Genomic DNA, 19,554 nt, shown 5'->3' with positions numbered 1-19,554 from the left:
AAACCGGCGTGGCAATTCAGCCTATCGCCGCCACTTCGGGATCGGACGTTTCACGCCCACGAAAGACTGTCGCTCGCGACAGCGACGAATTGTTCACGGAACGATTGCACCATGCGAGGAACTCCGAGAAGGAGGATGTCCAGGAGCGCCGGGCCGCGGTTCTGATGCAGCCTTCCATAAGCGGGGCGAGCTTGCGGCGATTATGCGCCACCTCCTCAATAGCCCTTGCCATCTCCCTCACCACCTGAGGGTCGGCTTCGGCATCGATAAGGATGCCGTCCTCGCCATCGATGATGAGTTCGTCGACGGCACCGACCGCGGTTGCGATTGGAACGCAGCCAAGCTGCTGCGCCTCCGCAATCATCAACGGTGCACCCTCCCAGCGCGAGGGCATGACCAGAACGTCGGCCCAGCCCAGCGACTTGATCAGATCCTTGCTGGCAAAGACGGGCGGACGCACATCGACCCCGAGGTCCTTCAGCCGGTCGGTCCAGGAGACGCCGGAGTCGGCAAGAATTTCGCCTCCGATGGCTCGTGCGTCGAAGGGCACGCGCAAGGCGCGCAGTTCAGCGATTGTCGCTGCCAGGCGATCGATGCCTTTCTGATAGTCGAGCCGTCCCATGTAGAGGAGCCGCAGCCGGTCGTCCTTGCGCTCAATCCGCCTCACTGACAGAACCTCCGCAAGCACCTTCGGCGGTACCGAGAAGCTCGCGCCGTTCGGAACGGAGAAAACCTTCTCGTGCGGGACGCCAAAACTATGCAGATAGATCTTGAGCTGGTCGGAGCAGGTCAGGAACGCATCGTAGCAATGCTCGTGGGCAATCGCCGCGAACGGTTGGCCGGCAGGCCTCTTGAAAGGTGTATTGTCCACGACGTGAAGGTAGCAGGCGGTGCGTGTACCTTCGGAGCGCAGCCGCGCGATGAGGGGATGGACAGCCATTACGTGATTGTTGATGACCAGGTCGAAGCCGGAAAGCTGCCCCTTCAGCGCCTCCCAGTCGACTGAATGCCCTTCGGCAATGAAGTCCTGCCCCAGGAAGGAGCCTGATCCGCCCCAGGCCGGGATACCCGCGTCCCAGAAGTGAACGTAATCGAAACTCGCGTCGAATTCATCGATCAGGTCCATTCGCGACGTGCCAAGCACGAAGAGGTGCGTCTCGTAGCCTGCCGCCTTCAATTCTCGCGCGGCTGCATACACCACCTTCTCGGCGCCGCCGAACGAGGCGTTCGGCACAAGCAGCGCCGCGGTCCGCTTGCCTTCGCTATGCCCGAGCGGCAGGACAGGCGAGCCCCCGAGTTCCTTGCGCAGCGCCTTGTGGAGTTCGGCGTAGGGAACGAGCCGCGCCGGGCGCCAGGTCCACCGCCGGCCAGCGGTCCGGCGCAGCGGGCTCGTGGCGATGGCATTGACGCAGTTTATCATGACCTGCTGAGGCGTGATGAGGGAGCGGCGGGGAAGGCTCCTTGGAAAGGGGAAGCGCACCTTGAGGACGGCCGATGTGGGCCATACTTGCTGGTTGCCGATCGATGCGAACCAGTCGAGCGCATTGTTCTGGATCACGTCGCGCACGAGCGGAGTCGAAATAAAGATGAGATCGGCTGGGGCGACGTGTTGTGCCCCCGCCCCATGAACGACCGGCTCAATCTTGCGCTGGGCGGCGTCATTGCCGAGCTGGACGAAGACGACGTTCGTGTTTTCGCTCAAGCGCTCCAGATGGGAAAGCACGTTCGGCAGCATGCGCGAGCGTCGCAGCAAGTCGAGCGTTGCACCGCTACCGGCGACCAGGAATGGCGGGAAATGCACATTGTCGGGCTCACCAATGCTTGCCCAGAAGGCGGGGATGATGTCGTCCAGGCGAAGCGTCCCGGTTGGTTTGGTCGGATCGGTGAAGAACGAGATCGCCGCATCTTCCGTTCGCGCAAACAGGTAGCGCGGGCATTCCTCGTGTTCGAAATCCACCAGCATCGGGCGCTGGAACAACGCCATGTGGCGCTTTCGCAGGAAGCTCACCGAGGCGGCGCGGTCGCGATTGGCCTCCTTGAAGCGGCTTTCCGCCCTCAGCCGATACTCGAAGATGGTGTCGTGACAGGGCGTGCCGACGAAGCCGTGCTCGATGCAGGACAGCCAGAACTCCCAGTCCTCGAAACCGTTCTGTCTGTCGTCGTTGAAGCGGACACCTGCACGGAATACATCGATCGAGATCATCGAGCCAGTGTCGCAGATATTGTCGGTGATGCAGTGAACGAGCCGCGAGTAGCGATTGCCATAGTGAGCCCGCCAGCTCACGGAGAACGTATCGATATTGGTGTAGACCCAACCGCAACCGCTGGAGAGCAGTTGATCGTACAAAGTCTCGACGGTGCCCGGAAGCACGCGGTTGTCGGCGTCGAGGAAGTAGACCGCCCGTGCTTCGGGCAGATGTTGGAGCACGTGCTCGATCGCGCGGTTGCGGGCACCGCCCGGTCCAGCGTTCTGACCGAACAGGACATGAACCGCGGGATGGGCTGCCGCGTAGAGCAGCAGCTGATCGAATGTCTCGTGCCGCGGATCGCCATCGACCGAGATAACGATGGCAAGTCTGCACTTCGCGAGATCCGAGGCCAGCACGGACTCGATTGCCTCCAGGGCAAGGGCGGCATGGCCGTAAAGCGGCATGGCAACCGCAATCAGGTCCGGAAGTTCCCTACTGCCGGACATAGGAGCCCTCCGCGGATTGCTTGACCAGCCTGAAACCCGAGACTTTGAGCCAGGAAAAATCGACCGAATCCGTGACGGCACGGCTAAGTATCATGAGATCCATCGGCTCGCGCACCGGCTCATCCAGCTGGATGTTGATGCTGATGGCCTGGTTGGGACCGACCTCACGCCAGCCGCTGAAGAACGCCGATGGCTTAGCCGAGCCCTTCCGCGCGAGTTCCGCCACCTCGGAGCGTGCATTCGAATTGGCCGGGGCGAGCAGGAAACTGACCGCAGCAGGGGCGCCTTCGGGATGGTCGATCACGGCGTTTGCGAAGAAGGAAATCGTCCCGGGTTCAACTGCTCGACTGATCGCCCCGGCGGATATACCGCTTGGCAGCGGGTGGCACACCACGGCGTGTTCATGTTCGAGGAAGCGCACTGTCTGGAATTCCGGCACCATGGGAGTGACCGAAACATCAACGATCTGGCTCAATACATCGACCGCCAGGCGATAATCGAGGATATATTGGCCGTCGAGGAGACTGCTCGGCGCGATCATATTGGGTATGCGGGCGGGCTTGACCCCGGGCAGTCCCGTGAACACACGGAATGCGAGAGGGCGCAGATCGAGATCGGAATGCGGAACCTCCGACCGGGCGGTATATCGTTCGCTCGCGATCGGATATCCGAGTGAAAGACCCACCGTATCAGGTCCGGTCGCGGAGATCCGCAGCCGAAGCGTTCTCGCCGCACCCCCGCAAGCGCGCGGAAGAGAGAAGAAGTTCCAGTTCGGAACGAGCTGTGCATAGGGTACCGTCCATTCGGCCACGCCCTCGCCGCTCTCGAGATAGCTCAACGTGGCGACGAGTTCGCCGCTGCCCTTCGGCACAGAATGGAGGTGGAGGGCGAGGCCGGCCACACCGAGGCTTGATACGGGCAGCAGCTGCTCGACGTAGGCGCTGGCGAGAAGTTGCCCGATACCCTCGTCCTTTGGGTCGGCATAAGGGTCATGGGCGAAGATCTCTGAAACTGGCTCCCAATTCCGCGACTGAAAAGCATCTTCCAGCGCACGGTAGTTTTCCAGCAAGGTCTCACGCTCCCGCCTCAGGATTGCGAGCTCCGAGGTGATTGAGGCGGTGTGCCGGGCGAGCCGACCTACCCCGCCCTCCACCAGCTTGCGGATGAGCGCACAACTGTCCTGCGCGTTTTTGACGTCGAGCCGCTGGACCGGAATCTCGGGGACAGTCGCCAGCGACCGGAGGAGCGCCAGGCTCTCCATGAGATCAGCTTCGCCCTCGTCGGAAAAGGCGACGGCTATCAGCGGGAAGGCGTTCTGCAGTATCGTCTGAGAGCCCGCATTTGCTTCGAGGAAGAGGACCAGATGTCCGATACCGCTCCCTTCAACGCTCGCCCAGTCCCGATCAGATGCCGCCACCAACTTTCTCATTGCCAGCGGTTGCCTTACGCCAGAAGACATCAACTCTTGCACGCAGCACCCTCAGAAGAATTAACATGCCCCGAACCCGTGGGAGGTTAGACAAGAAGTGTTTCACCCGTCTCCGACAAAGTTCACGCGAGAAACGTAGCAATGTTTCTTGCAGTGCACAATAAGAAATTGCGGATTGATTCAAGATAAAATCTGAACTATACTTCAAAATTCGAAGTATTATTCATGCAATCTGCAACTCTTGTTGCTGAGCGTCAGACGATCCCATCAGTTTTCCGATCAGCGCCTGCTGACGTGCGAGGCAATCGCTCAGCCGGAATCGCTGCTCAACAGTCCTGCGTGCTGCGACGCGCAACCCGAAGAAGCTTTCGGGGTTCTTTAGGACCTCCAGGACGGCGTCGGCGAGCGCGTCGGTGTCGAAGAAAGGCACCAATATGCCGTTGCGGCCGGAGCGGATGACTTCCTGGAGGGGTGCGGTATCCGATCCGATGATCAGGGCACCACATGCCATGGCCTCGAGCACGGACCAGGAAAGCACGAACGGATAGGTCAGATAGAGGTGTGCCGCCGAGATCTGGAAAAGCTGCCGCAGAACAGAATGCGGCACCACGCCGGCGAAGATGACATTCTCCGGCGGAATGTCCAGCGAGGCAAGCAGGTGATCTTTCCACGATCCTCCACTAGGCGGCGGCATGCCATAGCTCACACCGTTGCCACCGACGAAGACGAATTGCGCATCCGGGCGCCTGCGAACAACCTTGGCAGCAGCCTCCAGTGCCTGCGGAAATCCGCGGTATGGCTCGAGGTCGCGCGCGACGAACGTGACGATCGGAGGGCCGCCAGCCTTGAGCACTCGCCCGTCCGGCAGCTTCAGCGAAGCTGTCGGATCGGGACGGAAACGCAGCGTATCGATCCCCTCGTGGCAGACCGCGATGCGCGTCCGGATATCGGCGGGATAGAGACTTCTCTGCCAGCGGGTAGGGCTAATGCCGCCGTCCAGCGCCTCCAGAGACAGGAGTTGCGCAATGTTGCGCAGCCGCAATCTCTTGCGTGCCTCCAGATCAGGCTGATCGTCGGGAGAAAACCCGACGTCCGCCCCTTCGGCCCGATAAAAGAATTCGCAATATCCTATTGCCGGTACGCGCGGCAGCACGTCCTTCACGAACATCATGCTGCCCCACCCGGTGTGCCCAATGACGACGTCAGGCACCTGGCCTTGCCTCGCCATCGCGTCAAACGTCTCCGCGACACGATGGCCGATCCGCGCATGGTGGTCTGGGATGCCAAAATGCCGGGCCATCTGCGAATGCGGCCGCGGGCCCGGCTCCGCGCGATGCCGAATGACCCGAACGGACGGGATCCGCTGATCTACGGTCTCGGTTACGAGGCTTACCTCATTTCCCGCCTGCGCCAGATGGGCGGCCAAGGCAGCGAACTGACCGAAGCCACGCCGATGAACAAACGCCACATGCATCGTGTCTAGCCTGCCTTCATCAACAAATTACCGTCACACGCAGTTCAAATGCCGTAGCGTGATGCACTGCCCCAAACCAGTTCGAGCTGGTGCAGCGTCTGAAAGGCAGTCTCAAGGTTCCGCCGGTCCTGGTCGCCGCGGCTGAGAGTGCGCTCATAAGCCATCGCAGCATCCCGCAGATCGGCTCTGAGCCGGCGGCCCTTCTCCGATAGTTTTATGCGGGCCGACCGCTTGTCGCGTTGGGAGGCAACGCGGTCGATATAATCCCCGTCGGCAAGCTGCTTCAGATAATAGGAGACATTGGAGCCCACATAATGCCCACGATCTAGCAGTTCGGCGACCGAAAGTTCAGCGTCTCCGATCGCCAACAGAACCATCGCCTGCGCCGCGCCGATGTCGTCCACGCCGAGCTTAGTCAGTTCCGCGCGCACCAGACCGGAGAACCGCCGGCTCGCCCGCTCCATGAGACGCGCGAGTTCGAAATACGTGATCGGACGGCCGTCGCCGACTTCATCGCGATCGGGACGACTGGGGCTGCTCTGAACTGCGTGGCTCACATCCCGAAGTAACGCAGTATCTTCAAAATCCGCGGACGGATAAAGAAGTTTTTCATTCATCCCGCTCTCCATTTCGGAAAATACTTCAAAACTTGAAGTAAATTTCAATACCAATCCCCCGTTTTTTGTCACAGATCGACCTAAACTTGCGAACGCAGCCATTTGTGTGCCACATTCACCTCAGCAATACTATGCTTCGGATCGAATGTAAGCCAGACTGCCTCCTTAGATCCCTTTAACGTTAACTCCAGGCAAATCGCATGCGTGATACTGTTCGAAAAAATACGATAAGCAACGGTCAAAATTTAGGGGCGGCGGCGTATAATGGAGTACTCAATGCAGGATTGCTGATATTACAAGCTCGGCGTGTATTCACGGTGGCGCTTCTTTATGCAGCGTTACTCAGCGTCTGCATAAATCTGCTGCAACTCACGATACCGCTCTTCATGTTGCAAGTGCATGACAGAGTGCTGAACAGCCAGAGTATGGATACGCTCGTCATGCTGACGATCCTTGCGATCGGCGCACTGGTGGTGCTCGGCGTGCTCGACTTTATCCGCGCCCTTTCGTTCCAGGCCATGGGCAGCGCGGTCGTGCGGTGGCTGAACCTGCCGGTGCTGACTGCTGCGGTTCAGGCCTCGGTTGATCAGGGTCTTTCCCGCGCAACGCAGTCTCTGCGGGACCTGACGGAACTGCGAAGCTTCCTGACCTCTTCAGCCGTGAGCGCCCCTCTCGACGCCGCCTGGTCGCCGATCTTCTTGGGCGCCCTTTTCCTTCTGCACCCTCTTTTCGGCCTCGTCGGGGCTATCTCGGTGGCACTGCTGCTTTGCTGCGGGCTGGTCACGGACATGCTGACGCGCCAGCTCATGAAAGAGGCGAACCAGGCTAATATTGAGGCAGTATCAAAAATAGGTGCGACATTACGTCACGCCGAGGCCATCGAGGCCATGGGCATGCTTCCCGCCCTTGCCAAGCGATGGCACGCCCTGCAGTTGCATGCCATTAACGCGCTTGAAACCAGCGGAAGCAGGAGCAAGGCGATGGCATCCATCACGCGCAGTCTCCGGTTCTCCATTCAGGTCGTCACCCTGGCAGGCGGCGCGATGCTTGTGCTGGAGCAGGAAGTCACGCCCGGCGCGATGATGGCATCGAGCATGCTGATCGGCCGTCTCCTGCTGCCGTTCGATTCGGTTATCGAAAACTGGCGGCAGTGGGTCTTGGCCATCGCAGGCTGGCGCCGGCTCGAGGCAGCCTTGAAGGAGGACCTTGCGACCCGCCAGACCATGCCGACGCCGCACTCGCAGGGCGATCTGGTTGTGGACAGACTGGTTTACGCCGCACCCGGCCTGGATGTGCCGATCATCAAGAATATCTCCTTTTCCCTCGCGCCCGGCGAGGTGCTGGGTATCGTCGGGCCTTCCGCCGCCGGCAAGTCGACGCTCGCGCGGCTGTTGGTCGGGATTTTGAAGCCCACATCGGGCGGTGTCTTCCTCGACGGCAACAATGCCTATCTCTGGGAGCGCGGCTCGTTCGGGCGGGTGGTGGGCTATCTTCCCCAGTCGGTCTCGCTCCTGGAAGGGACCATTCGGGAAAACATCGCTCGGATGGAAGAGAGCGACCCCTACAGGGTGCTTGAGGCGGCGCGACTGGCCGATGTCCACGACATGATCGGGCGCCTGCCTCTGGGCTATGACACACCGGTCGGCGACGGACATCTGACCCTTTCAGGGGGCCAGAGGCAGCGCATCGCACTTGCTCGCTGCCTCTATAATCGGCCTCGCCTCATCGTGCTCGACGAACCGAATGCCAATCTCGACGCAGTCGGTGAGCGGGCGCTTATTCGCGCGATCGACCACGCGCGCAGCGATGGCGCCATTGTCGTCATAATCGCCCACCGGCCGGCTATCATGCAGGTCGCGGACAAATTGCTTGTGCTAGAAAACGGGCGAATTACGCAGTTCGGGCCACGCACGGATGTGGTCGCCTCGGCGATGCCGGGCGAAACACGGCGCGAGGTGGTCGCGTCATGACGAGCAAGTCAACCCTTCCGGCTCGTCCTGATGCTTCCGAGCGCCGCCTGCTGGCGGGAGAATCGATGCCGCCGCCCGTCAATCCGATAGAATTGCAGTTGGCGGAGGGCGGAGCCTATAGGCCGCTTCGTCGCCTCGTCATTGCCGGGCTCACCACGATCCTGGTGGCCTTTGGCGGATTTTTCGGCTGGGCGTTTTCGACGGAACTCAACAGCGCGGCGGTCGCCAACGGCACCGTCATCGTTGATTCGAAACGCAAAACGGTCAGCCATTTCGAAGGCGGCGTGATGAGCCGCCTGCTTGTCCAGGAAGGCGACCAGGTTTCTACCGGGCAGCCGCTGATCAAGCTCGAGGACACGCGTGCCCGCTCCGACCTGCAATCGCTGCAAAGCCGGCGTATCGGCCTGATCGCGAAACTGGCTCGCCTCAGGACCGAGCAGGAAGGTGCGCAGCAGATAAGCTTTCCCGGTGATTTCGGCGAAGCCGATGACATCGCGGTCGATGACGCCGTCAAGGCGGAAACGGTGTTCTTCGATAAGAGGCGCGAGGCCAAGAGCGGCCGGATTGAGGTCCAGAAGAAGACCATCGAGGAGTATTCAGAGCAGGCAAAGTCGCTCGCCATACAGATCGAGGCTACCGACCAGCAGATCGACCTCATCAACGAGCAGCGCGTGGCAATTGCAACCCTTGTGGACAAAGGCTTTGCCCAACGCTCAAAACTCATCGAGGTCGATACCAAGCTCAGCGAAATTGCCAGAGCACGCGGCGAACTTGCCGGCGACAAGGCGCAAGCGGAAAAAGCCAAGGCGGGCGCTCAGCTTGCGCTGACCGGAATCGAAAGCGAATTCCAGTCGACGATCGCCGGCGAAATCACCACCGCTCGCGTTGAACTGGCAGGCGTCGAGGAGCAGATCATCGCCGCAAAGGATGTGTTGCGCCGTCTAGAGATTCGCTCTCCGCAGGCAGGCATAGTCAGCAATATCTGGCTGCGTACACCCGGCAGTGCCGTCACGCCGGGTGAGCCGCTCCTCGAAATCGTGCCGGAAAACGAGCCGCTTCTGGTGGAGATGCGGGTGAGCCCGCGCGACATCGACAGCATCGCGGTTGGTTCCAAGACGCAAATCCGGCTGACCGCGTATAATCAGCGCTCCCGCCTGCCGCTTGACGGAACCGTCACCTATATAGCCGCGGACCAGTCGGTGGATGAGAAATCGAATACCGCTTATTTCGTCGCGCGCGCGAAGATCGAATCGAGATCGCTCGCCACCGATTCCGAAGTGCGCCTCTACCCCGGCATGCCCGCCGAGGTGCTGATCGTACACAAGCCGCGCCGGGCCATCGACTATCTCCTCTCCCCAGTGGCGGAAAGCTTCAACCGCGCCTTTAGGGGAAGAATAGTATAGCGCGCTTCACATCATATATCACTTGAGCGTAAATTACTTTCACTTTTGAAGTGATTTTTTGGTATTAACCCGTCAGATTCTACTGATGCCATCTCACAACAATATTAGACAATCATTCGTAATGACGTCGATTCATGCAAAAAATTAGCAGAAATCGCCATTTTATGCTTGCAGCGTCGATTGCCTTATTTCTTTTTGCAGTGCACACTCGGCCCGCATAATCTTCGGCCTGGCGCCGGTGACCCATGCAGGTAAACGACGAAAAGGAGAAGCAGATGGCCACATTGGAAGGCGGCGCATATGACGACGCCCTGTTTGGCTCTCGCTTTAGCGATTTCATCCGCGCCCATGCGGGCGATGATTTCGCGAGCGGAGGCAACGGGCATGACGTCATCTTCGGTGAAGAAGGTGACGACCTACTATACGGCGGCAACGGGAATGACGCCCTGTTTGGCGGCGAAGACACCGACGTTCTCTACGGCGAGAACGGCAATGATATCCTGAGCGGCGGCTCGGGCGACGACCTGCTGTTCGGCGACAACGGGAACGATGTCCTGCTCGGCGGCGGTGGAAGTGACTTCCTGATGGGCGGCAGGGGCGATGACGTGCTCTTCGGCGGTGCTGGAAACGACCTCATCGACGGCGGCGCCGGAAACGACATCATGGCCGGCGGCGATGGCAGTGATGTCTTCGTCTTCGACGGCGGCGGCGGGAATGACGTCATTCTCGATTTCGCCCCCGGCGAGGACGTGCTGCAGATCTCGAAGGGCATCAACGGCCTCGACGTCTCTGCGCCCGAAGACCTTGCCTCGCGTGTCACTCAGGTGGGCGGCAATGTCGTAATCGATCTCGGCCACGGCGACACTCTCACGCTGGTCAACGTCGACGCCGAAGACATTCAGGCCAATCCCGCGAACTACTTCACGGTTCACTAAGCCTGATTTCGGCGCGCCCTGCCTCCTCCCGCGGGGCGTGCCTTCCCTTCAGCATATCCAGAGGGGTAGCGCGTGACGTTCGACCGCACGAGAGGCGCCAGCAGTGATTTCAACAATGCAAGGACTTACCGGCTTGGTTCGGCGGTATCCGTTCTGGTCTGGGACCTCCCTGGGCCACTGCGCGCCACGGCCAAATACACTCTCGCCATGCCGCAGCAGCCGGTGCCGCTTGTCAGCATGATGCTTCCGCTTGCCGACGGACGGCAGCGCATTTTCTGGGCCATGAGGCCGGGAAAGGAGCCGGAAAGCCTGCAGATCTGCGCGGAAGGCGGCAGCCCCCTCCAAACAATTGTGCTGCAGCCGGCGCGTGAACTCCCGCCTCTCGATGTGGAGGCGCTCTTCGCGGATTTCGCGCCAGAGGGCCGCATCAAATTCCTCAACAATCTGCTGACGGTCTGGCGAAGCGCTTTCCGCCTCTCGCGTGACCAGCTTTTCAGCACCGTGGTCGAGGACGCACTTCATGCGCTTGTAGCGGTACCGCGGCTCGCGAATATCGCCTGTCAGATCGCGCAAGGGCGTCATCTGATCGAGACCGCCATCAATGCCGAACTGGGCGACATCACCGCCATCTATGCCGTCGGCGCGGGTTCGATTTCGCCTCTGCCGCTGCGGTTTGTCGTCGGGCGGCACGCGGACCGTGGCTTGCAGCCATGTCATTTCATCGTCGAATCGCCTTACCCGTCCCCGCCGGTTCTCTTCGTGCTCCTGGGCAAGAAGGGCATCGCCATTCGGGAGCTTTCCGGCGGCAGCCCGCGCTATTCCAGTCTCCAGAAATGGTGGGGCGAAAACCGGAGCGCCCTGGAACTGCGCGAATTCATTGTGCGTCAGCTCTCTGCATATTCCGAGGGCGGGGTGGCGACGGCCATCGACCTGCAAGTTCGGGTGCCGCTGCCGGCGCGCCAGATCGCCATCTCCGCAATGCGTCCCGCCGCGGAGATCGATCTCGCACTGGCCCTTCCGGGCGGCTTGCTTGCCGGCGGCTGGTCCCATGATCCCACATCCATTCTCGCCGGAATCGACTACCTGAAAGAGGATGGCACCGCGATGCCGCTCGACGGGAACGGCTACATGTTTCCAGGATGGGCGCGCGGAGCAGATGAGGGTTCCAAAACCGATGTAACCGGTTTTATTGCCTGGCTCCCGTTCGAGGAACCTCTGGGCCCACTCCTCCAGCCGCGCTTCCAGATGCGCCTTGCCTCGGGTGCGGTGAAGCCGCTGGTGCCGAAGCCACAGCCTTTCGAGCCCGCAGCGCAGCGCAACCGCATCCTGCGCGCCGTCCCGTCGCAACATGCGATCGACCCGGCCTTCCGTACAATCCTTGCCCCCGCTCTCCAGGACGTGGAGCAACGATTGGGCAAGACCATAGAGGTCAGCCATGCGAAGGACTATGGCCTGCCGCAGAAGGCGCCGCTCGTTTCCATCGTGGTGCCGCTCTATCGGGTCCTCGATTTCCTTCGTTTCCAGCTCTCCGGAATGGCAACGGACCCCTGGCTTGTCGATAACGCAGAGATCATTTACGTCCTGGATTCTCCCGAGATCCAGGATGAGACGGAACACCTGCTCGGCGGCCTACACCTTCTGCACGGGCTGCCGATGAAGCTTGTGGTGATGAACCACAATGGCGGCTATGCGCGGGCCTGCAACGCCGGCGCGCGTTTCGCGCGCGGCACGGTGTTGGTCATGCTCAATTCCGATGTCGTGCCTTGCGCGGCGGGCTGGCTCCAGCCGCTCACGCGGCGCCTTCTGGAACAGAAGAAGCTGGGAGCCGTCGGCCCGAAGCTGATCTTCGAAGACGGGTCGCTGCAGCATGCCGGGCTTTACTTCGCCCGAGACCAGCGCGGCATCTGGCTCAACCACCACTTCCACAAGGGCATGCCGGGACATTACGCGCCGGCGCAGCATGCCCGCAACGTCCCCGCCGTCACCGGTGCCTGCCTCGTGACGCGCAGGGATATTTATGAACTCGTTGGCGGCTACACCGAGGACTACGTGATCGGCGATTACGAGGACAGCGACCTTTGCCTGAAGATCCGGCGGATCGGTTTTCAGATAGCCTATGAGCCAGCAGCCTGCCTGTACCATTTCGAGCGCCGGTCGATCCGCCGCAGCCAGGACTATATGCGCGGCGTGGCAAGCCAATACAATTCATGGCTGCATACTGAGCGTTGGGATGACGACATCGTCGAACTGATGACGGGCTATCTCGGCGCGCATGCCGCTGAAACAGCCACTCCGTTCAGCGCTGACGCCGCCGAAAGGAGCGCCGCATGAGCGAGGCCGCTTTACTCCATGCGCCCGCGACGGCACCGCCAGTCCCTGAAGACCGTGTCCAGTGGCTGACGGATGCCGTTCTGCACAATCGTTTCCTGCCGCAACCGGGTTCGGAGAGCATCTTCGTCGGTGATGGCGATTTCCGAGCCGTCGGCGCCGAATTTCTCGGTCACTTCATTCGCATGGGCGGTCTGCGAGCAGACAACCGCGTGCTCGACATCGGTTGCGGCATCGGCCGAATGGCCGTACCGCTGACCCAATATCTGGATCCCGAGAAAGGACGCTACAACGGGATCGACCCGGTCGAGGGCGGCATCCACTGGTGTCGGCGCTTTATTACCCCGATCTATCCCAATTTCACTTTCCAGCGACTCGACATTGCACACGAGCTTTATAACCCAAGGGGCAAGATCAGCGGCAAAGCGCTGAAGTTGCCCTTTGCCGACCGGCAGTTCGACTTCGTCATCATGACATCGATCGTCACGCATCTGCCGCCTGACGAGGTTCTCGTTTACCTGAGGGAGGTCGAGCGGATCCTGACGCAGGGCGGCTGCCTGTTCATGACCGCATTCGTGGTTGATCGCGCTGCGGCGGCAAACGAAACCGGACGGCGCGATCCCCGTCTCGCCTTCCGCCGCGATGGCGAGGGGCCATGTTGGTTCGTCCCGGACCTGCCAGCCCTTGCCGCGCTCGGATTCGACGACGGCTTTCTGGACAGTGCGCTGGAAAGGGCCGGCCTTGCCGTCGTTCTCAAATCGCTCGGCCATTGGCGCGGCAAGGACGCGGGCCATTATCAGGACGTCATCGTGGCGGAGTGCCGGGGGGCCGGCCGATGAGCAAACGCATTCTCGTCGCGGCCCACAACCATCCGGCTCTCCATCCGGGTGGCACCGAGATTTTCGCCCACGACCTGTTCCGCGCGTACCAGCGGGCAGGCCACGAAGCACTCTTTCTCGGCGCTACGAACCAGATCCATCGCCAAGCAAGGCCGGGCACGAGTTTTCAGGGTATCGGCCCGACGGGAGACGAGGTCCTGTTGTGGTCCGGTCACTTCGACCGCTTCTTCATGAGCCAGATCGACTTATACGGTGTTGTGCCAGATCTCGTGGAGCTGTTGCGCGACTTCCGACCGGACGTGGTCCACCTCCACCATCTGCTCCTGCTGGGGGCCGAGTTTCCTCACATTGTCCGCCGCACGCTGCCTCACTGCCGTATCGTCATGACGCTCCATGACTACTACCCCATTTGTCACCATGACGGTCTGATGGTGCGCACCGCCAGCAAGGAGCTCTGCCATGAGGCAAGCCCGGACCGCTGTCATGCCTGCTTTAAGGATATACCACTTGATCGCTTTGCGCTCCGCGAACGCCACCTGAAAGCTCTGCTGAGCACCGTCGATCGCTTCGTCGCCCCGAGCGATTTTCTGCGGCGGCGCTTTATTGAGTGGGGACTGGCTCAGGATGCGATCGACGTCATCCCGAATGGTGTTCCTGTTCGAAATGCGAGCGCGCAAAGGGGCCGGTTTGACGGCGATAGGTCCGTCTTCGGATACTTTGGAAATCTCAATCCCTGGAAGGGTATAACCGTGCTCTTGGAGGCCGCCCGGCAACTCATTGCCGAGGGGCTCGCTTTCGAGCTCCGCGTTCATGGCGGCGCCCCAGTGTGATCGGCTGGCCCTCGGCGCAGGAATGGCCAGGCGCTTGCGTGGGCGGCGTGCGCATCGGTCTTGTCGATACGGCGATCAACCCTGATCACAATGCCTTTGAACGGCGCAACATCGAGGTCATCCGGCTTGTCGATGAAGAGTTGCCGGAGTCCGGCAAACAGCATGGCACTGCTGTCGCGGCCTTGCTCGTCGGCTCCGCCACGAGCCGCACGCCGGGCCTGATACCGGGCGGCAAGCTCGTCGCCGTTGACGCGTTTCACCGCGCAGGGCGCCAGGACGACCGCTCCGCCGCCTTTGATCTCGCGCGCGCTCTCGACCTTCTCGCGGGGCGCGAAGTACAGGTCATCAATCTGAGCCTTGCCGGCCCACCCAATCTGCTGCTCGAACAGGCGGTGAAAAAGGTGGGCGAGCGCGGCATCATCATGGTTGCCGCCGCGGGCAACGACGGTCCGAAGGCCGAGCCGGTCTATCCGGCGGCCTACGAAGAGGTGATCGCCGTTACCGCAACCGACAGGCGCAAACGGGCTTACAGGCGCGCCGGACGCGGTGAGCATATCGACTTCGCCGCCCCTGGCGTTGCGGTCTGGACCGCGGCCTCGATCAGCGGCGCGCGTCCGAAAACGGGCACCTCCTTTGCCGCACCTTTCGTCACCGCCGCGGTAGCGCTGATGAAGGCATCGGAGCCGGAACTCGCGCCTGAGCTGATCCGCGACAGGCTGACCGGAAACGTCGAAGATCTCGGTGATCCGGGCAAGGATCCGGTCTTCGGCTGGGGCCTGTTGAACGCGCGCGCGATCTGCAAAACGGCACCATAAATCAAGCGCGTTCTTCGATGACTTGAGCTGAAACGCGCGGTCGGCTGCTCGACGCCCCCTGCGCAAGTCTCGTCGCGCCCGACGCGGGCACCCTGTCAAAAAAGTGTCACATCCAATGGAATAGCCCCCAAGGTCGCCCGTTAGCCCAACCATCACAACCAAGGATGGAAGGCGATCCCATGCTGCACAGCGTTCCCTCGACCGTAGGCACCGTCAGCGAGCTCCAAGGCGCAGGAGCGCGGCGGGCATGGTCGCTCAGACCCGTCGCCATGAGATCGGTCTTCGGACTGCTCCTCCTGCAGGCCTCTGTCTTCGTGATCCTCTACGGCTTCGACGGCCTACCGATCGCGGGCCGACTGTCCCTTTCGGTCTTCGTCGGCGCACTGATCGCCTGGGTCGTGCTCGGCCTGCCCGACACGCCCGTCGCGCTCGCCGGCGCGCTGGTGCTCGTCGTTTCGGGCGCCGTGGGTGAAGATGCCCTCTTCGCCACGCTTGGCAGCGAAATCGTCTGGCTCCTGATTGCCGCCTTCGTGCTGGCTTCGGCTCTGCGCAGCAGCGGCACCGCCGAACGCGCGGCGGCCGCCGTGCTGCGGCGCTGCAGGACGGTTGCCGGGGTATTCTGGGGCGCGACCCTGATGATCGCGCTCACCGCCTTCGTGATCCCGTCGACCTCGGCACGTGCGGCTATCCTGATGCCGGTCTTTTTCGGTCTGTCGGCCGCAATCGCTCGGCCGACCGTGATTAAGGGCCTCGCGCTTCTGTTCCCGTCCGTCATCCTGCTGTCGGCCTGCGCGTCGATGACCGGGGCCGGCGCGCACCTGATTGCCGCCGATTTCATGCGGCACGTCGGCGGGGCCGACGTCAATTTCGCGCGCTGGGTGCTTCTCGGTGCGCCCTTCGCGTTGATCACCAGCCTCATTGCCTGCGGCATGATCCAGCTTGTGTTTCTATCTTCCGAGGACCGCAGGGCTCCTGTCGGCACTCTGCCGGTCGGGCCGCGCACGAATGCGGGCAACGAGGCCGCGCTCCTGACGATCGTCGGCGCGACCGTGCTCCTCTGGGCGACAAGTGCCCTGCACGGGCAGAACATTGCCATCGTCGCACTCGCCGCCGCGTTGCTTGCCGGTTGCAAGAGCGTGTCGGGCATCTCTCTGAAGGACGCGCTCAAAGGCGTGGAATGGAATCTGCTGCTCTTCTTGGCGGCCACGCTCCTGATCGGTGAGGCTCTCCTCACCTCAGGCGCGGCTCGCTATCTCATCGACCAGACACTTGCCGGCCTTCAGGGACGCTTGGCGCCGGATCCGTGGATGGTCGTCACCCTCGCCGCGCTGGTCTCGAGCCTCGCCCACATCCTGATCACCTCGCGCACGGTACGTGCGAGCGTCCTCATTCCCGCAGTCGCGCTGCCGCTTTCGGCGTTCGGCGCCGATCCAGCGGCCCTGATCTTCGTGACCGCCGTCGGCAGCGGGTTCTGCCAAACGCTGATGGTCTCGGCGAAGCCAGTTGCTCTGTTCGGCTCCGCCGAGACGCCGCCCTTCACACAGGGCGACCTTCTCCGCCTCGCCGCGTTCCTGCTGCCGCTGTTCATCGGACTGCTCGTCGCCTTCGCCCTGTTCATCTGGCCGCCCTTGGGCCTGCCGTTCGAAACGATCCCCGCAACGCCCGGCAGCAGCAACTAGCGCCGGCTACTCTCGAAAGGACGCCAAAATGTCGATGACGATCCTGATTGCCCCTTCTGGCTTCAAAGAAAGCCTCACCGCCGACGAAGCGACGACATGCATCGCTGCCGGAATTCTCAAGGCCATGCCTGACGCATCCATCCTCAAGGCTCCGATGGTCGATGGCGGCGAGGGTTTCACCCAGGCGCTTGTCGATCTTACCGGCGGCACATTGCACCGGCTGTCGGTGACCGGGCCCGTCGGCGATCGCGTCGAATCCTTCATCGGGTTCCTGGGTGGCCAGAAAATCCGCACGGCCGTCATCGAAATGGCGGCAGCTGCGGGTCTCCGCCTTGTTCCGCGGGATCGCCGCAACCCGTGCATCACCACGAGTTTCGGTGTCGGCGAACTTGTCCGCGCCGCCCTCGATGCCGGCGCGGAGCGCATCCTGCTCGGCTGCGGCGACAGCGGCATCAATGATGGCGGCGCGGGAATGGCCGAGGCGCTCGGAGTGCGGTTTCTCGATGCCGATGGCCGCCCGCTCCCCGGCGGAGGAGCAGCGCTTCGGCATCTCGCGTCGATCGATGTCACGAATGTCGATCCCCGCCTCGTCAAAGTGCGGATCGACGCCGCCGTGAACTGGCATAATGTCCTGCTCGGCCCGAAAGGCGTCGCCCGTGTGTTCGGGCCGCAGAAAGGTGCTACGCCGGATCAGGTCGAGGAGCTTGCCGCAGCGATGGAAATCTATGCCGAGGCCATTGCGCGGACGACCGGCACCGAGGTCGGCAATGCGCCAGGCGCTGGCGCATCGGGTGGGCTTGGAGCGGGCATACTCGGCCTTCTTTGGGGCCGTCTCCATCCCCGCTACGAAATCGTGATGCAGTATCTTGATCTCGATACGTTGATCGAACGCGCCGATCTCGTGATCACCGCCGAGGGAAGCCTTGATGGCCAAACACCCTATGGCAAAGTCCCGGCCGAGGTGGCGCGGCGAGCCAAGCTGCGCGGGCTGCCCGTCATTGCGCTCGCCGGCACGATCGGCAAGGGTGTGACGCTCAACTTCGAGCATGGCATCGACGCTTTCGCCAGCATTCTGAAGCGGCCGTGCTCGCTGGACGAGGCGATCGAGAATGCCGGCAAGCTTCTGACGCGCGCTGCCGAGGACGCAGTGCGTATGGTGAGCGTCGGGATCGGCCTTGCGAGCGTCAGGAGGAATGGAGTGAAGCTCAGGAGAAGGACTGCCGCGGGTCGATCTGATTGCCGACCGAAGCGTCAGAGCCGCACCATCGCGGCTGTGTAAAGTTGCCAGCGCGACGACGTGCGCTCAGCAGCAGCTGGCACAGCACTGCTCGCATGGTGTTCCGATTGTCTTGCCGGGCATCCCGTTATTGCATCACCTGCACCGACACGCCTCGTGACGAAGTGACCCAGGGGAGGCGGATGGAACTTCGGTGCATAGTCATGCACCCTTGCCTGGACCCCGGCCTGCCGGTCTCAATCCTCTGGCAGGGTGAAGACCGCGCAGGGAGTAGCAATGCCGCGCAAGGAGTGCTCGCCCAAGGGGATCAGAGCCGTGGCCGTCTCCGCCGCGACCGCGCCCGAGATGAGCACACTGCGGCCAAGGGGCCTGCATAGCCCTTCGAGCCGGCTGACCAGGTTGACCGCGGAGCCGATGGCGGTGAAGTCCAGCCGGTCGGCCGCGCCGATATTGCCCCACAGTATTTCGCCGAAATGCAATGCTGCACCAAAGGGCAGCGGCGGGAGCCCCTGTGCCTGCCGCACCGCATCGAGATGGGCCATTCCGGCGCGGGCAGCAACGACCGCGCGCAGCGCCGCCTCGCAGGCCTCGGCTGGCGAGCCGGTGACCGGAAAAATCGCCAGCACACCGTCGCCGATGAACTTCAACACCTCGCCCCCGAAAGCGTGCACCGCCCCGGCGACGCGTTCGAACCAAGTGTCGAGGGCAGCGATCATCGCCGCAGGCTCCGTCGCCTCGGACAGGGCGGTGAAGTCGCGCAGATCGGCACAGAGCAACGCGGCGCGGATGGTCTCCCCGGTGCCGCGATGCAGCGCGCCGGCCTGCACCCGCGCGGCACTCCGCCGGCCGAGATAGGCCTCGAGCAGCGTTCCCAGCGCCGCCCGCGCGGCCAGCGCGGCTAACGGCGCTGCGGCGAAGCGCGCGACCTGGCGCAGCCGGCCGGCCTCGGCGGGGGCGAATGGCCGGACCCCGGCCCAGCCCAACACCGGACTATCCGATGCGGTGCCGACCGTGTCCTCCTGCACCGGGCCAAGTTCGGCCAGCCAGTCGCGCCCTGCTTGGCCAAGCGGACCGCCTGCGAAGCCCAGCGCCTCGATCACAGCTCCGGTCTCCGCCCGCCATAGCCAGGTACGGCGGGCGATGATCGGATGCGGCACCGCGAGCGTCAGGGCTCCGCCGGCCGTCGGCAGGCCGTCGGCCAACAGCCGGCGACCGAGTTCGGCCAGGAACCGTTCAGCGTCGGGCGAGGCGCCGGCCTCGTCCACCAGCCAGGCGAGGGGGGCGGGTAGATCCATGCCGCGAT

12 protein-coding genes and 2 pseudogenes are annotated in these 19,554 nt (G+C 62.4%); 9 read left to right on the top strand and 5 right to left on the bottom strand.

Annotation, left to right across the window (positions count from 1 at the left end; translation table 11 throughout):
- Nucleotides 1–16: 16 nt before the first annotated feature.
- The 4 genes from PYH37_RS08725 to PYH37_RS08710 form a co-directional block, all read right to left on the bottom strand.
- Complete coding sequence (locus PYH37_RS08725; RefSeq protein ID WP_280731023.1) at nucleotides 17–2,695, bottom strand: glycosyltransferase; 2,679 nt, start codon at nucleotides 2,693–2,695, stop codon at nucleotides 17–19.
- A complete protein-coding gene (locus PYH37_RS08720; protein ID WP_280731022.1) occupies nucleotides 2,682–4,154 on the bottom strand; it encodes a DUF6212 domain-containing protein in 1,473 nt (490 codons plus the stop codon). Before PYH37_RS08720 ends, PYH37_RS08725 begins: the two co-directional genes overlap by 14 nt.
- A 193-nt stretch (nucleotides 4,155–4,347) precedes the next feature.
- Nucleotides 4,348–5,598 (bottom strand): glycosyltransferase family 4 protein, encoded by a 1,251-nt coding sequence (locus PYH37_RS08715; protein ID WP_280731021.1) that lies wholly within the window; start codon nucleotides 5,596–5,598, stop codon nucleotides 4,348–4,350.
- Between the two features lie 44 nt (nucleotides 5,599–5,642).
- Entirely contained in the window at nucleotides 5,643–6,317 is a 675-nt protein-coding gene (locus PYH37_RS08710; RefSeq protein WP_425336051.1) for a MarR family winged helix-turn-helix transcriptional regulator, read from the bottom strand.
- Nucleotides 6,318–6,415: 98 nt separating this feature from the next.
- On the opposite strand from PYH37_RS08710, the gene PYH37_RS08705 reads away from it, so the two are divergent.
- The 9 genes and pseudogenes from PYH37_RS08705 (at nucleotide 6,416) to PYH37_RS08665 (ending at nucleotide 18,293) form a co-directional block, all read left to right on the top strand.
- On the top strand, nucleotides 6,416–8,185 hold the full coding sequence (locus PYH37_RS08705; protein WP_280731020.1) for a type I secretion system permease/ATPase: 1,770 nt from the start codon (nucleotides 6,416–6,418) through the stop codon (nucleotides 8,183–8,185).
- Nucleotides 8,182–9,588, top strand: a complete 1,407-nt coding sequence (locus tag PYH37_RS08700) for an HlyD family type I secretion periplasmic adaptor subunit (RefSeq protein WP_280731019.1) — start codon at nucleotides 8,182–8,184, stop codon at nucleotides 9,586–9,588. Before PYH37_RS08705 ends, PYH37_RS08700 begins: the two co-directional genes overlap by 4 nt.
- 275 nt (nucleotides 9,589–9,863) lie before the next feature.
- Nucleotides 9,864–10,523 (top strand): calcium-binding protein, encoded by a 660-nt coding sequence (locus PYH37_RS08695; protein ID WP_280731018.1) that lies wholly within the window; start codon nucleotides 9,864–9,866, stop codon nucleotides 10,521–10,523.
- Nucleotides 10,524–10,595: 72 nt separating this feature from the next.
- Nucleotides 10,596–12,854, top strand: coding sequence for a glycosyltransferase (locus tag PYH37_RS08690; protein ID WP_280731017.1), 2,259 nt, complete (start codon nucleotides 10,596–10,598; stop codon nucleotides 12,852–12,854).
- Nucleotides 12,851–13,690: a class I SAM-dependent methyltransferase gene (locus tag PYH37_RS08685; RefSeq protein ID WP_280731016.1), complete on the top strand. Its 840-nt coding sequence runs from the start codon at nucleotides 12,851–12,853 to the stop codon at nucleotides 13,688–13,690. Before PYH37_RS08690 ends, PYH37_RS08685 begins: the two co-directional genes overlap by 4 nt.
- Nucleotides 13,687–14,514: pseudogene (locus tag PYH37_RS08680) on the top strand (glycosyltransferase); the annotation flags it as partial. The gene PYH37_RS08685 and the pseudogene PYH37_RS08680, both read left to right, overlap by 4 nt.
- Before the next feature lie 2 nt (nucleotides 14,515–14,516).
- Nucleotides 14,517–15,335 (top strand): annotated as a pseudogene (locus PYH37_RS08675) (S8 family serine peptidase); the annotation flags it as partial.
- A gap of 179 nt (nucleotides 15,336–15,514) precedes the next feature.
- Nucleotides 15,515–17,014 carry an SLC13 family permease gene (locus tag PYH37_RS08670; protein WP_280731015.1) on the top strand — a complete coding sequence of 500 codons (1,500 nt, stop codon included), beginning with the start codon at nucleotides 15,515–15,517 and terminating at the stop codon, nucleotides 17,012–17,014.
- 28 nt (nucleotides 17,015–17,042) lie between these two features.
- A complete protein-coding gene (locus PYH37_RS08665) occupies nucleotides 17,043–18,293 on the top strand; it encodes a glycerate kinase family protein (RefSeq protein WP_280731014.1) in 1,251 nt (416 codons plus the stop codon).
- Nucleotides 18,294–18,487: 194 nt separating this feature from the next.
- Here PYH37_RS08665 and PYH37_RS08660 read toward each other — a convergent pair whose 3' ends face one another.
- Complete coding sequence (locus PYH37_RS08660) at nucleotides 18,488–19,546, bottom strand: adenylate/guanylate cyclase domain-containing protein (protein WP_280731013.1); 1,059 nt, start codon at nucleotides 19,544–19,546, stop codon at nucleotides 18,488–18,490.
- Nucleotides 19,547–19,554 lie beyond the last annotated feature (8 nt).

It is taken from the genome of Sinorhizobium numidicum (assembly GCF_029892045.1).
Taxonomy (GTDB): Bacteria; Pseudomonadota; Alphaproteobacteria; order Rhizobiales; family Rhizobiaceae; genus Sinorhizobium; species Sinorhizobium numidicum.
Note: the sequence above shows the minus strand (reverse complement) of the source record. Positions and strands in the feature narration are given on the sequence as shown.

Bases quoted from the DNA above. Each gene is read 5' to 3' on its own strand.
- PYH37_RS08725 (WP_280731023.1), bottom strand. From the start codon at position 2,695: ATGTCCGGCAGTAGGGAACTTCCGGACCTGATTGCGGTTGCCATGCCG.
- PYH37_RS08720 (WP_280731022.1), bottom strand. From the start codon at position 4,154: ATGTCTTCTGGCGTAAGGCAACCGCTGGCAATGAGAAAGTTGGTGGCG.
- PYH37_RS08715 (WP_280731021.1), bottom strand. From the start codon at position 5,598: ATGCATGTGGCGTTTGTTCATCGGCGTGGCTTCGGTCAGTTCGCTGCC.
- PYH37_RS08710 (WP_425336051.1), bottom strand. From the start codon at position 6,317: ATGGCTGCGTTCGCAAGTTTAGGTCGATCTGTGACAAAAAACGGGGGA.
- PYH37_RS08705 (WP_280731020.1), top strand. From the start codon at position 6,416: ATGCGTGATACTGTTCGAAAAAATACGATAAGCAACGGTCAAAATTTA.
- PYH37_RS08700 (WP_280731019.1), top strand. From the start codon at position 8,182: ATGACGAGCAAGTCAACCCTTCCGGCTCGTCCTGATGCTTCCGAGCGC.
- PYH37_RS08695 (WP_280731018.1), top strand. From the start codon at position 9,864: ATGGCCACATTGGAAGGCGGCGCATATGACGACGCCCTGTTTGGCTCT.
- PYH37_RS08685 (WP_280731016.1), top strand. From the start codon at position 12,851: ATGAGCGAGGCCGCTTTACTCCATGCGCCCGCGACGGCACCGCCAGTC.
- PYH37_RS08670 (WP_280731015.1), top strand. From the start codon at position 15,515: ATGCTGCACAGCGTTCCCTCGACCGTAGGCACCGTCAGCGAGCTCCAA.
- PYH37_RS08665 (WP_280731014.1), top strand. From the start codon at position 17,043: ATGTCGATGACGATCCTGATTGCCCCTTCTGGCTTCAAAGAAAGCCTC.
- PYH37_RS08660 (WP_280731013.1), bottom strand. From the start codon at position 19,546: ATGGATCTACCCGCCCCCCTCGCCTGGCTGGTGGACGAGGCCGGCGCC.